The sequence below is a fragment of the Phytobacter palmae genome (assembly GCF_039409775.1).
Lineage (GTDB): Bacteria > Pseudomonadota > Gammaproteobacteria > Enterobacterales > Enterobacteriaceae > Phytobacter > Phytobacter palmae.
On record NZ_JBCIVJ010000012.1, the window covers coordinates 166,833 to 179,891 of the forward strand.

Annotated in this window: 13 protein-coding genes and 1 pseudogene; 2 read left to right on the forward strand and 12 right to left on the reverse strand. The window is 51.6% G+C overall.

The window, feature by feature from the left end; genetic code table 11:
- Window positions 1-55: 55 nt before the first annotated feature.
- The 3 genes from yfhb to murQ are packed head-to-tail and all read right to left on the reverse strand — an operon-like array spanning window position 56 to window position 2,959.
- Window positions 56-691, reverse strand: a complete 636-nt coding sequence (yfhb, locus tag AAIG39_RS15930; RefSeq protein WP_085005419.1) for a phosphatidylglycerophosphatase C — start codon at window positions 689-691, stop codon at window positions 56-58.
- 3 nt (window positions 692-694) lie between these two features.
- A complete protein-coding gene (locus AAIG39_RS15935) occupies window positions 695-2,053 on the reverse strand; it encodes a PTS transporter subunit EIIC (RefSeq protein ID WP_343194250.1) in 1,359 nt (452 codons plus the stop codon).
- 12 nt (window positions 2,054-2,065) lie between these two features.
- On the reverse strand, window positions 2,066-2,959 hold the full coding sequence (gene murQ, locus AAIG39_RS15940; RefSeq protein WP_343194251.1) for an N-acetylmuramic acid 6-phosphate etherase: 894 nt from the start codon (window positions 2,957-2,959) through the stop codon (window positions 2,066-2,068).
- Between the two features lie 117 nt (window positions 2,960-3,076).
- Here murQ and AAIG39_RS15945 point away from each other — a divergent pair, with 117 nt between their 5' ends.
- Window positions 3,077-3,925 (forward strand): MurR/RpiR family transcriptional regulator, encoded by an 849-nt coding sequence (locus AAIG39_RS15945; RefSeq protein ID WP_249569611.1) that lies wholly within the window; start codon window positions 3,077-3,079, stop codon window positions 3,923-3,925.
- A 58-nt stretch (window positions 3,926-3,983) separates the two neighbouring features.
- Window positions 3,984-4,244 carry a YfhL family 4Fe-4S dicluster ferredoxin gene (locus tag AAIG39_RS15950; RefSeq protein WP_090086390.1) on the forward strand — a complete coding sequence of 87 codons (261 nt, stop codon included), beginning with the start codon at window positions 3,984-3,986 and terminating at the stop codon, window positions 4,242-4,244.
- A gap of 129 nt (window positions 4,245-4,373) precedes the next feature.
- Here the strand turns inward: AAIG39_RS15950 and acpS are convergent, their stop codons facing one another.
- The 9 genes and pseudogenes from acpS to AAIG39_RS15990 all read right to left on the reverse strand — a co-directional run bounded on the left by acpS (window position 4,374) and on the right by AAIG39_RS15990 (window position 12,683).
- Entirely contained in the window at window positions 4,374-4,754 is a 381-nt protein-coding gene (acpS, locus tag AAIG39_RS15955; protein ID WP_343194252.1) for a holo-ACP synthase, read from the reverse strand.
- Entirely contained in the window at window positions 4,754-5,485 is a 732-nt protein-coding gene (gene pdxJ / locus AAIG39_RS15960; RefSeq protein ID WP_343194253.1) for a pyridoxine 5'-phosphate synthase, read from the reverse strand. Before pdxJ ends, acpS begins: the two co-directional genes overlap by 1 nt.
- Before the next feature lie 100 nt (window positions 5,486-5,585).
- The gene (gene recO / locus AAIG39_RS15965) at window positions 5,586-6,293 is read right to left on the reverse strand and encodes a DNA repair protein RecO (protein WP_193796309.1); all 708 of its coding nucleotides are present in this window, start codon (window positions 6,291-6,293) and stop codon (window positions 5,586-5,588) included.
- 132 nt (window positions 6,294-6,425) lie between these two features.
- Window positions 6,426-7,337 carry a GTPase Era gene (gene era / locus AAIG39_RS15970; RefSeq protein ID WP_090086103.1) on the reverse strand — a complete coding sequence of 304 codons (912 nt, stop codon included), beginning with the start codon at window positions 7,335-7,337 and terminating at the stop codon, window positions 6,426-6,428.
- Window positions 7,334-8,014, reverse strand: coding sequence for a ribonuclease III (rnc, locus tag AAIG39_RS15975; RefSeq protein ID WP_039079783.1), 681 nt, complete (start codon window positions 8,012-8,014; stop codon window positions 7,334-7,336). Before rnc ends, era begins: the two co-directional genes overlap by 4 nt.
- Window positions 8,015-8,281: 267 nt before the next feature.
- The gene (lepB, locus tag AAIG39_RS15980) at window positions 8,282-9,256 is read right to left on the reverse strand and encodes a signal peptidase I (RefSeq protein ID WP_343194254.1); all 975 of its coding nucleotides are present in this window, start codon (window positions 9,254-9,256) and stop codon (window positions 8,282-8,284) included.
- Between the two features lie 16 nt (window positions 9,257-9,272).
- Window positions 9,273-11,072, reverse strand: coding sequence for a translation elongation factor 4 (lepA, locus tag AAIG39_RS15985; protein WP_090086100.1), 1,800 nt, complete (start codon window positions 11,070-11,072; stop codon window positions 9,273-9,275).
- Between the two features lie 154 nt (window positions 11,073-11,226).
- Window positions 11,227-11,337, reverse strand: a pseudogene (locus AAIG39_RS25710) (HumD family translesion DNA polymerase); the annotation flags it as partial.
- Between the two features lie 23 nt (window positions 11,338-11,360).
- On the reverse strand, window positions 11,361-12,683 hold the full coding sequence (locus AAIG39_RS15990; protein ID WP_343194255.1) for a hypothetical protein: 1,323 nt from the start codon (window positions 12,681-12,683) through the stop codon (window positions 11,361-11,363).
- Window positions 12,684-13,059 lie beyond the last annotated feature (376 nt).

A 13,059-nucleotide genomic window follows, 5' to 3' on the forward strand; every position in this document is an offset into this window, starting at 1 on the left:
TACTCCAGTTAACAAGCGGGGCGCATTATACACAGCCGTTATGTGTTGCACACGCTCATTCCAGTTGCTGGAGCTGTCCACGCGGCGTCACCCGCCAGCGATGCTGGCAAAAATAGAGCAGCGGGTTGTCCTGCTTGCTGTCGCTATAACCACTGTACAGACGCAGCGGCGTGCCAATTTTGCGCTCAAGTTGAGCGACCTTTTCATGGCCCAGACAGCGCAGTGTGAGCACCCACCCACCGTAGCGGCGTTCGATTTGGCTGGCAATAATGTTCACTCGCGGCAGCCAGGGGGTATCAAAATAGACCTGTTCTACCAGCGGCTGCGGCGAACCGGTGATAAGCCAGATATCAGCATCAGAGGCCAGCAGGTAGTTAGTGAGTCGTTCTTGCACCACCGGAAATGCCGTGACATGGCCGCGAAACCAGGTAGCAAACTTCTGCTCAAGCCGCTTAAGGTGGGTTTCGCTGTGACCGAAAGTACATCCCCATAACAGCAGACTCATTGGCCAGCGTGCGGCGCGCCCTTTAACTAACAGGGCGACGCCAATAACGGGCAGTAAAGGCAGAACCAGCAAGGCATTCAGAGGGTGATGGCGTAACACGTAGCGCAGGAATGTGCCGAACATATCCTGCTGATGTAAGGTGCCATCAAGATCAAAAAAAACAATGCGACGCTCGCTGGTAGCCAATTGTTACTCCTCAGGATCCGTGAAACCCAACAGCCAGGTAAACAGGAACCCGGCTATCACTGCTACCAAATAGCCTAACAGATAGAGCATCACTTTTCCGGTAACAATGGTTAACGCAAGCGGTAATCCGGAGATGCCGAAAGTGATAACCGTCGCCACTTTCCAGTAGCTGATCAGCGCACCGCCCACGGCGCCCCCCAGACAGGCGCCAAGAAAAGGTTTTCCCAGCGGCAGGGTCACACCGAAAATCAATGGTTCGCCAATTCCCAGCAACCCAACTGGTAGTGCCCCTTTTATCACCTTCTTAAGACGGGCATTACGGGTTTTCATCAGCACCGCAATCGCCGCTCCCACCTGCCCGACTCCCGCCATGGCCAGAATCGGGAACAGGGCGTTATAACCGTGCGCCTGTACCAGCTCTACATGGATGGGCACCAGTCCCTGATGGAGCCCGGTAAGCACGAGTGGCAGAAATGCCCCGGCGAGGATCGCCCCGACCAGCAGTCCGCCGCGATCAATCGCCCAGGAAGCGCCGTGGGCGATGCCCTCAGAAATCACGCCGCCCAGAGGTTGTAGGGCAATAATCGCCACTGTTCCCGCAATGAGCGTGGTCAGCAACGGGTTAAGGATAAGCTCGATCGAGCCGGGCAGAATGTCGCGAAATTTTTTCTCAATCCAGCACATTAATGCCACGACCAGTAACACTGCGATAACCCCACCCCGGCCAGGCTGTAGCGCCTCGCCAAACAGGGTAATTTGCGCAAGCTGAGGGCTGGAGAGGATACCGGCCATTACCCCACCCAGCGCCTGCGAGCCGCCAAATACCTTCGCTGTATTCACGCCCACCAGGATATTCATGATGGCAAACACGGCGCTGCCAAAAATGGCCAGCAAACCGAGCATATTCGGATATTGTGTTGCAAAATCGCCGACGATATCCGGACGTTTGAGGATATTGATAATACCCGTGATGAGCCCCGAGGCGATAAATGCCGGGATCAGCGGAATAAAGACGTTTGCCAGTTTACGCAGCGCATCACTCATCGGCGCTTTGTATTTGGTCTTCGCCTGTGCCTTATTGTGCTCGACATAATCTTGCGCAGGTTCCCCTCCGATCATGTGCGAACGCATTGCATCCACCACCTGCGCAGCCTTACCCGGTCCCACAATAAACTGATGCTGTTGGCCCTGTTTGACGTAGCCGCTAATCCCAGGAAACTGTTTTGTGGCGGCAAGGTCCAGCTTCGCGTCATCGAAAAGCTCGACGCGCACACGGGTCATGCAGTTCTCAAGACGCTGAATATTACCCTTCCCGCCAACACCGTTGAGGATGGCGCTGGCGAGCGCTGCTGTTTTGTCCATACACACGCCTCTTTAGTTTTCTAACGCCGCCCGTAAAAAGCCCTGATGAGCCGCCAGTTTCGCGCGGGCCGCAGATGCATCAAGTCCGGTTAATACCATCAAAATCGCAGGCTTGACCTCGAAATCGGTCTGTCTGAGCACTTTTTCCGCGACGTCGCGCGTGACACCCGTCGCCTCAACCACCATGCGACAGGCGCGGTCCACCAGCTTGACATTGGTCGCTTTCATATCAACCATCAGGTTTTGATAAACCTTGCCAAATTTCACCATCGCCCCGGTGGAAATCATATTGAGTACCAGCTTCTGCGCAGTCCCCGATTTCAGACGCGTGGAGCCGGTGAGCGCCTCCGGGCCAACCACCGGCGAAATAGCAATATCCGCTTCATGGGCAATCGGTGAATCCGGGTTACAGGAGACCGCCACGGTGGTGCAGCCCACGGCACTGGCGTATTTCAGGCCACCGATGACATAAGGGGTGCGGCCAGAGGCCGCCAGCCCCACCACCAGATCTGCGGCGTTGAGTGAGAGTGCTTTCAAATCATCCTCGCCGAGCTGTGCATTGTCTTCCGCCCCTTCGACGGCTTTGAGCAATGCCCCCGGCCCACCGGCAATCAGCCCGACCACCAGGCCATGCGGCACGCCAAAGGTCGGCGGACATTCAGAGGCGTCCAGCACGCCAAGTCGCCCACTGGTACCTGCTCCCATGTAGATAATTCTGCCGCCCGCTTTCAACGCCTGCGCCGCCGCATCCACCGCCTTTGCAACTTCCGGTAAGGTGGCTTTTACTGCCTGTGCGACCAGCGTATCCTGTTGGTTAAAACGGTTAACTAACTCAATGGTTGTTAATGCGTCTAAATCCATGGTTTGTGGATTGCGTGTCTCGGAAACCAGTGCGCCAAGATTCATTTTTGCTCCTAAGGAATTTTTTATTCATAATAATAGCAAGATGTAGAATATAAAATTCATTCACCTGCGTGAAATGCGTATTTGTAATTGTGGTCACATTTTGCCTCAGGAGACCTTATGAACTGTTTACTTAGCATTCGCCAGCGTTATGCCGGATTTGCCCAGAGCGATAAGAAGCTGGCGGATTTCTTGCTGGCGGAGCCCGATCGCGCTCGCCATTTAAGCTCCCAGCAACTGGCTCTGGAGGCGGGCGTTAGCCAGTCAAGCGTGGTGAAGTTCGCCCAAAAGCTGGGATTCAAAGGTTTTCCGGCACTGAAACTGGCGATCAGCGAGGCACTCGCCAGCAGCCCGAATCCCCTGTCCATCACCGTGCACAACCAGATCCTCGGTGACGATACGCTTCGCATTGTTGGCGAAAAGCTGATCAATGAGAATCTGAGCGCCATGCGCGCCACTCTGGATGTAAATAGCGAAGAAAAGCTACGGCAAAGCGTGGAGATGCTGCTGGCGGCAAGACGTATTATTTTGACCGGGATTGGTGCATCCGGCCTGGTGGCACGTAATTTTGGCTGGAAACTGATGAAAATCGGTCTGAATGCTGTGGTTGAGCAGGATATGCATGCCCTGTTGGCCACGGTGCAGGCGACGGATCCGCAAGATCTGCTGTTGCCGATCTCTTATTCCGGTGAGCGCCGCGAGATCAATATGGCCGCGGATGAAATGCTGCGCGCCGGTGGACGAATACTGGCGATCACTGGTTTCACCCCTAACGCCCTGCAACAGCGCGCCAGCCACTGTCTGTATACGATTGCCGAAGAGCAGGCGACCCGCAGTGCCGCCATCTCATCAACCAGCGCCCAAACAATGCTCACCGATCTGTTATTTATGGCACTGGTTCAGCGCGATCTGGAACATGCGCCGGAGCGTATTCGTCATAGCGAGGAGCTGGTAAAAAAACTGGTTTGATCAGGGAATGATCGTATAATGCCCGCCCTGTTTGTGTGAGGTTTCTGAGATTTTCCTGATGGCGCTGTTAATCACCAAAAAATGCATCAATTGCGATATGTGCGAGCCTGAATGCCCGAATGAGGCCATTTCGATGGGCGACAGCATTTATGAGATTAACAGCGAGCGCTGCACGGAATGTATTGGACATTACGACACCCCAACCTGCCAGAAAGTGTGCCCGATCCCCAATACTATTTTGAAAGATCCGGCACATGTTGAAAGCGAAGAGCAGTTGTGGGACAAGTTTGTGTCAATTCACCACGCCGACAAGATCTAGCATCTGGCCCAGGGCTATTTTACCTCTCATTTAGGGCCCGGCTGTGGCCGTAATTCTCATGTACCTGAATACAGGCCACGCTCTACGGGTTCAGATTGACATCGCCAGTAACGCCCTACAGCAAGGTGCTTAACTTTCGATAATCACCGTCGCGCAGGCATAGCGGCGCTCATCTGCCAGCGTGACATGCATGTGCGCTACACCCATTTTTTCCGCAAGCACTAGCGCTTCCCCCCACAATCGCAGACAGGGTTTGCCCAGATCGTCGTTGAACACTTCAAACTGGTTAAACGCGAGTCCATTGCGAATACCCGTTCCAAACGCTTTTGCCGCCGCTTCTTTGACGGCAAAGCGCCTGGCCAGGAAACGCACCGGTTGCTGATGCCTCTCCCAGATGGCCCATTCGTTGTCGCTTAATACGCGCTTTGCCAGGCGATCGCCGCTACGGGCAATGACCGCTTCAATACGCTCAATTTCGACGATATCTGTGCCAATACCAAGAATAGCCATTACTTCCGCGCTTCCACCATCAGGCGTTTCATTTCTGCAACCGCCTCTTTAAGGCCACTCATCACCGCACGACCAATAATGGCATGGCCAATGTTCAGTTCATGCATTTCCGGCAGGCGTGCGATAGCCTGCACGTTATGGTAGGTGAGACCGTGCCCGGCATTGACTTTCAGGCCGAGGCTTGCCGCATAGGTCGCCGCTTTAGCGATGCGTTCCAGCTCTTTTGTCTGTTCCGCTTCGTTTTTCGCGTCGGCATAGCAACCGGTGTGAATTTCGATATAGGGTGCGCCAACATCGGCAGCCGCTTTGATCTGCCCGAAATCGGCGTCAATAAACAGCGAGACCAGAATCCCGGCATCTGCCAGACGCGCGCAGGCATCACGCATTTTGTCGAGCTGTCCGGCCACATCCAGACCACCTTCGGTAGTCACCTCCTGGCGTTTCTCCGGCACCAGGCAACAGAAGTGCGGCTTCGTTTCGACGGCGATCCGGAGCATCTCTTCTGTGACGGCCATTTCGAGGTTCATACGCGTGTCCAGGGTCTGACGCAGCACGCGGACATCGCGGTCAGTGATATGGCGGCGGTCTTCACGCAAATGAACGGTAATGCCATCCGCACCGGCCTGTTCAGCGATAAATGCCGCCTGTACCGGGTCCGGATACGCCGTACCGCGCGCATTGCGCAGGGTGGCAATATGGTCAATGTTGACGCCTAACAGTAATTCAGCCATCACAATCCTCGTTCTCTTTTTCGTTCGTCTTTACGTTCTTCTCACTCCGCCCTTCAGCTCATGGGCACAAAGGTGAAAGCGAGTCGGAAATTCGGCTCCGTTAACGTTTCGGCATAAACTGACGAAACAGTTCCCGGCTCTTGAGCGGTTTGCCCCCAAGATACGGCTTTAACGCTATGCGGGTAAAGCGTTTCGCCGCCCTGAGTGTATCCATATCAGGAAATTCGCGTTCGGCCAGCGCACGCAAATGCCGCCCGGTAAATGTGCTGTTATCCACCACCACGCTGGCAATAAACCCCTTCTCTTCGCGATAACGGTAAGTCATGGTGTCGTCAACAGGCTCACCGCTGCCTGCGCAGTGCAGAAAATCCACGCCATACCCGAGGTGCCCCAGCAGGGCGAGTTCAAAACGACGTAAAACCGGCTCTGGCGTCCCGATTGCGCCAGCCAGCGCCTGGATACAGTGCAGATAATCGAAGAAAAGTTCAGAGAAGCGAGTCTCATGTTCAAGAACGCGTGAAAGAAGCTCGTTAACATACAGACCGCTGTAAAGCGTGATCCCTGAGAGGGGAAGTGCCAGAGAGACGGCTTCAGCGCTGCGCAGCGTTTTAACCTCGCCGCGCCCACCGAAACGTACCAGCAGGGGAGTAAAAGGCTGTAGCGCGCCTTTCAGGTTGGAACGTTTTGAACGTGCGCCTTTAGCGACCAGGCGCACGCGACCCGACTCTTCCGTGAAGACGTCCAGCATTAAGCTGGTTTCGCTCCAGGGACGACTATGCAGTACGAATGCGCGCTGCCAGCCCTCCATCATACTCGTCGTCTTTCAAGCTGCAGACGCGTTAGCTGCGCCCTCTCCCCCCAGTCACTTACCGATGTAAGCTCCAGGGAATTCACGGTCTTGCCGCCTTCCTGCAACTTAAAATCCATAGAGTATCAACTCTTAGAGATCGTCAACGTAGCCGAGACTACGCAGCGCACGCTCGTCGTCGGCCCAGCCCGATTTGACTTTCACCCACAGTTCCAGGTGAACCGGGGCTTCGAACATCTCCTGCATATCTTTACGCGCTTCGATACCGATGGTTTTAATCTTGGCCCCTTTGTTGCCAATCACCATCTTCTTCTGCCCTTCTCGCTCAACGAGGATCAATCCATTGATATCGTAACCGCCGCGTTCGTTGGTAATGAAACGCTCAATTTCGACGGTAACGGAGTACGGCAGTTCAGCGCCCAGAAAACGCATCAGCTTTTCACGAATGATCTCGGACGCCATAAAACGCTGAGAGCGGTCAGTGATGTAATCTTCCGGGAAATGGTGAACCGCTTCCGGCAGATGCTTGCGCACGATGCTGGCAATCGTATCAACGTTAAAACCGGTCTCAGCAGAGATGGGGACGATGTCGAGGAAGTTCATCTGGCTGCCGAGGAACTGCAGATGCGGCAGCAAATCGGCCTTTTCCTGCACGTTATCGACTTTGTTGATAGCCAGGATAACCGGCGCTTTACCGTCGCGCAGTTTGTTCAGCACCATTTCGTCGTCAGGCGTCCAGCGTGTCCCTTCCACGACGAAAATGACCAGTTCAACATCACCAATCGAGCTGCTCGCCGCTTTATTCATCAGGCGGTTAATCGCACGCTTTTCTTCCATGTGCAGACCGGGTGTGTCGACGTAGATGGCCTGGTAAGCCCCTTCGGTGTGAATACCCACAATGCGGTGACGCGTGGTCTGCGCTTTGCGCGAGGTAATGGAAATCTTCTGCCCGAGCAGATTGTTCAGCAGGGTGGATTTACCCACGTTGGGGCGACCAACGATGGCGATAAATCCACAATATGTTTTTTCAGTTTCAGTGCTCATTCCAGCTCCAGTTTTTTCAGCGCCTGTTCGGCTGCGGCCTGCTCTGCCTTACGGCGGCTTGAACCTGTGCCTACTACCGGTTCTTTCAGGCCACTGACCTGGCAGTGGATAGTGAATTCCTGATCGTGTGCTTCACCACGCACCTGTACCACCAGATATGACGGCAGCGGGAGGTGGCGACCCTGCAAAAATTCCTGCAAACGGGTTTTCGGATCTTTTTGTTTGTCGCCCGGACTGATCTCGTCCAGACGCGTTTGATACCAGTTCAGAATCAGTTTCTCTACAGTCTGAATATCGCTGTCGAGGAATACCCCACCGATCAAGGCTTCTACGGTATCGGCCAGAATAGATTCTCGACGAAAACCACCGCTTTTCAGTTCACCAGGCCCTAAGCGCAGACATTCACCCAGTTCAAACTCACGGGCGATTTCTGCCAGCGTGTTCCCACGGACCAGCGTTGCACGCATACGGCTCATATCACCTTCATCCACACGCGGGAAACGGTGATATAGCGCATTGGCAATCACAAAACTTAGAATGGAGTCGCCTAAGAATTCGAGACGCTCGTTATGCTTGCTGCTGGCACTGCGATGCGTTAATGCCTGCTGCAACAGCTCCTGATGATGAAAAGTGTAGCCCAGCTTCCGCTGAAGCCGATTTATTACGATGGGGTTCATGCGATACCAATAGATAAATGCGTCAACAATGCAGCACACGAAACCGACCTGAAAGTACATATCATCGTCTGGTGGCCGCTTTTAATGAGTGGCACGCATGATGAAGTGTAAGAACCAACGCGGTTTCGTGTGCTGTGGCGCCCTGAGGAGCCAGCCTGAAACTTCGGGGGAACATTCTATACGCAACGACAGGGGATGTCGTTAGTCTGAACGGATTTATCGCGGAAATAATTCGGGGTGCGGATATTCTGTCCGCACCCCGTTGAATTAATGAATGCCACCAATGCGGCTTAAGCGCACGCCGGTTGGCCATTCACCTTCTTGTTTTTCAAAACTCATCCAGATTGCGGTAGCTCTGCCCACCAGATTTGCTTCCGGTACGAAACCCCAGTAGCGGCTGTCAGCACTGTTATCGCGATTATCGCCCATCATGAAGTAATGACCCGGCGGAACAATCCACGTCGCCAGCGGCTGGCCCTGCTGCTTGTAATACATACCTAACTGATCCTGAGCAATCGGCACCGTTAAAATGCGGTGCGTAACATCACCCAGCGTCTCTTTCCGCTCGCTCAGGCGCACCCCATCATCACGCGTTTCGTTTTTCGGTACCTGGAAGAATCCACTGCTGGCTTCCCCGCCCGTGCGGCGACCAAAAGTTTGCACGAAATCGCTCGGTTCAACATTGCTGTAAGTAATCGGCAACGCGTTATCACAGGCCTGCCCGGAGCTGCATTTCGGCTGAACGGTAACCTGCTTGGCGACCGGATCGTAACTCACCTTATCGCCCGGCAAGCCAACAACACGTTTGATGTAATCAAGACGCGGATCGTCAGGATACTTGAATACCGCAATATCACCGCGTTTCGGGTGCCCCGTTTCGATCAGGGTTTTCTGGTAAATCGGATCTTTAATGCCATAGGCAAACTTCTCAACCAGAATAAAATCACCAATCAGCAGCGTTGGCATCATTGAACCTGACGGGATCTGGAAGGGTTCATAAATAAACGAACGTACCACCAGCACAATCGCCAGCACCGGAAATACCGAGGCGCCCGTTTCCAGCCAGCCCGGTTTCGGGGCGACCTTTTTCAGCGTTTTATTATCAAGGGCATCACCTGTTGCCAGTTGTGCAACAGCCTGACGCTCACGGCGTTTGGGTGCAAAAATAAACTTATCCAGGCACCATAAAAATCCCGTCGCCAGGGTCGCAATGACCAGGATCAGGGCAAACATGTTCGCCATGCCAACTCCTTAAGGGTTATTTGCCGTCTTTACCGACATGCAGAATGGCAAGGAACGCTTCCTGCGGCAGCTCAACGTTGCCGACCTGCTTCATACGTTTCTTACCTTCTTTCTGTTTCTGCAGCAGTTTTTTCTTACGGCTAACGTCACCGCCATAGCATTTTGCCAGAACGTTTTTACGCAGCTGTTTTACCGTCGAACGGGCAATGATGTGGTTACCAATGGCCGCCTGAATCGCGATATCGAACTGCTGACGCGGGATGAGGTCTTTCATCTTCTCAACCAGTTCACGACCGCGGTATGGTGCATTGTCGTTATGGGTGATCAATGCCAGCGCATCAACGCGCTCACCGTTGATCAGCACATCCACACGTACCATGTTGGAAGCCTGGAAGCGTTTGAAGTTGTAATCCAGTGATGCATAGCCACGGGAGGTAGACTTCAGACGGTCGAAGAAGTCGAGCACCACTTCCGCCATCGGGATTTCATAAGTCAGCGCCACCTGGTTACCGTGGTAAACCATGTTGGTCTGCACACCACGTTTCTCAATGCAGAGCGTGATAACGTTGCCCAGGAACTCCTGTGGCAGCAGCATATGACACTCAGCAATCGGTTCACGCAGCTCATAAATATTGTTCAGCGGCGGCAACTTGGACGGACTGTCGACGTAGATAGTCTCTTTCGACGTGGTTTCCACTTCGTAAACTACCGTCGGCGCGGTGGTGATCAGATCGAGATCGTACTCCCGCTCCAGACGCTCCTGAATGATCTCCATGTGCAGCAGGCCGAGGAAGCCGCAGCGGAAGCCGAAGCCCAGTGCAGTGGAGCTTTCCGGTTCGTAGAACAGAGATGCATCGTTCAGGCTAAGCTTGCCGAGCGCGTCACGGAAGTTTTCGTAATCGTCAGAACTCACCGGGAACAGACCTGCATAAACCTGTGGTTTGACCTTTTTAAAGCCAGGCAGCGCTTTGTCAGCCGCATTTCGCGCCAGCGTCAGAGTATCGCCCACCGGCGCGCCGAGGATGTCTTTAATGGCACAAACCAGCCAGCCTACTTCGCCGCAGTTCAGTTCAGTACGATCAACCTGTTTCGGTGTGAATATACCCAGACGGTCAGCGTTATAGACCTGGCCGGTACTCATCACTTTGACTTTATCGCCTTTACGCAGCGTACCGTTTTTCACACGGATCAACGACACAACGCCCAGGTAGTTATCGAACCAGGAGTCAATAATCAGAGCCTGTAACGGTGCATCCGGATCACCTTCCGGAGCCGGAATTTCGCGCACCAGACGTTCGAGGACATCCACAACACCCACGCCGGTTTTCGCTGAGCAACGCACCGCGTCTGTGGCATCGATACCGACGATATCTTCAATTTCCTCAGCAACACGTTCCGGATCGGCTGCGGGCAGGTCGATTTTATTCAGTACCGGTACCACTTCCAGATCCATTTCCATGGCCGTATAGCAGTTTGCCAGTGTCTGCGCTTCTACCCCCTGGCCTGCATCCACCACCAGCAAGGCGCCTTCGCAGGCGGCCAGCGAACGGGAAACTTCGTAGGAGAAGTCAACGTGACCAGGAGTATCGATAAAGTTCAGCTGATAGGTTTCGCCATCGGACGCTTTAAAGTCCAGCGTAACGCTCTGCGCCTTGATGGTAATACCGCGTTCACGTTCAAGATCCATGGAATCAAGAACCTGCGCTTCCATTTCGCGATCGGACAAGCCGCCGCAAATTTGGATAATACGGTCAGACAGCGTCGACTTACCGTGGTCGATGTGAGCAATGATGGAGAAATTTCTTATGTTCTTCATAAATATGAATTTATTAACTCGCTATGCGGATTTAATCTTCTTGATGGACACAGCGGTGGACATTCCACAGTAACTACCCCATCAACGACTGGCATGCATATTACACTGTGGCATTGAAATCGTCAGCAAGCGATCTGATGGTTAACATCTTCTGTTACATCACAGGGCAGTCGTCGAGCTCACCGGTCCGCGCATCATTGATGATGTAGGTGATCACCCCGAACACATCACCCGATTCATCATCACCCGGGAGTGCCTCCTGCCTGCAGCTCCCCTTCTACGTTTCGACTAATTCAAGAAGCTTTCCCAGGCGCTAACTGTATTTCTATTTATAACTATCAAGCCATCATTCTCTGCGCACATGTATTTCCCACCATGGGTAAAGCAACACTTCCCATTATCTAAAGGTTGTTTTTTTATTGATCTTTCTGACTTACTTTTATTTAGAAAAACACTACCGCCAACCCAATCTATAAAATGATAACGCCCTTCATGCCTTATCACAAGATACTCATCACCACCCTGACTAAATGTATAGACCTTTCGAAGAATTCTTGTCATCAACATGACGGATTCTTCTTTTTCATGCCTAAGCGTGGATGTTAATGAGTTATAGAACAAAACAGTATTATGGGATGTGGTTATTTGTTTCGGCTCCTTAAACGACAGCAACTCAATAGCCGTAACAATTTCTTTAATAAAAACTTGTTTATCAGAGTCTACGAAAGACATTGAGAGGCGTGCAATCTCAAGCGCTCTTTCTAACTTCCCGGATCGTACAAGAATAGAAATTGCCTTGTTAAGCACGTTTAACTCATTCAGAGTCCTCTTTTTACCCAATAAAATAATCTTCGCAGAAATGTATGGGTGACGTACTGCGCTTTTTTTGAGCACATATTCATATCTGCGAGAGTTATTTTTTCTTGCATTTCTGATTATTTTAACAAAATTATTTACATCAAGAGACTTGGCGGATTCAATCATCCCGCGCAGATTTTCAGTTCCAGCCATGACAGTTGTAACGTCATGACCGACAAATGGAACATGCACCCCTACCACTTTCTCCGATTTACTCTTAATATTATTAAAATGATATGAATCAATACCATGATGTGGGTCGTAAAGAATAAACACATCACCGGAAACATCCTCGGATTTAATCCCCATATCACTCAAAGAATCAGTGAAGTACCGTTCATATCCATTTTTCACCCCACTGCATTCTTTTGGGTCAATCGACCACTGTGGGCAGCATGCTATTGTCCTTGACGCTCCTAATAGCTTAGAATATTTTATTGCAGCGTATCCCCCCATCGAACCGCCATAAGAAATTATGGATTTATTATTCGAAATAATATCTTCAATTCTTTTGATGGCTTTAATCACTGAATCTTGTGGAAACCAATTAGCGTTTTTTGCCATGAATCCTATTGCAGCACAATCCATTTTATAGATAGCTTTCTCAGCGTAAATCTTATCCCCTTGCGCCAGAGTGACCATATCCCCAAAGGTGCATAAAATAAAGTCACTATTACCTTTCTTGTGAAGAACAATAATATTTTGGTCTTCATATATAACTTCTTTCTGAATTGCTGACGATGTGTCAATCATTTTCTGGAACCCTAAAAAACAACAAATATTGCTGAATTTTCACACAAAATCAATCTGTATGATACCAAATGCGCAAACAGTCATAATAAAACTGGTCATAAGATACACATCACAGACTCGGTGTTCGGTCGCCATCGAATGAATCAGGCATCTAACTGAACTCACAATAGCTCAGCAACCTGCGTTAGCAACCGGCTTGCAAAAAGCCTTGACCCGTAACGTTACTGCCTTCAACGGAGACCAACACCTTCACTTTGTAGGATGAGTTACATAATTAGTAGTGCATATGCATATGCAAATCAATTTTCATCATATATAATCTTTGATTTCAAAGTTTATTATGGACGTCTGTTACTGAAAAAATTAACGGATATGA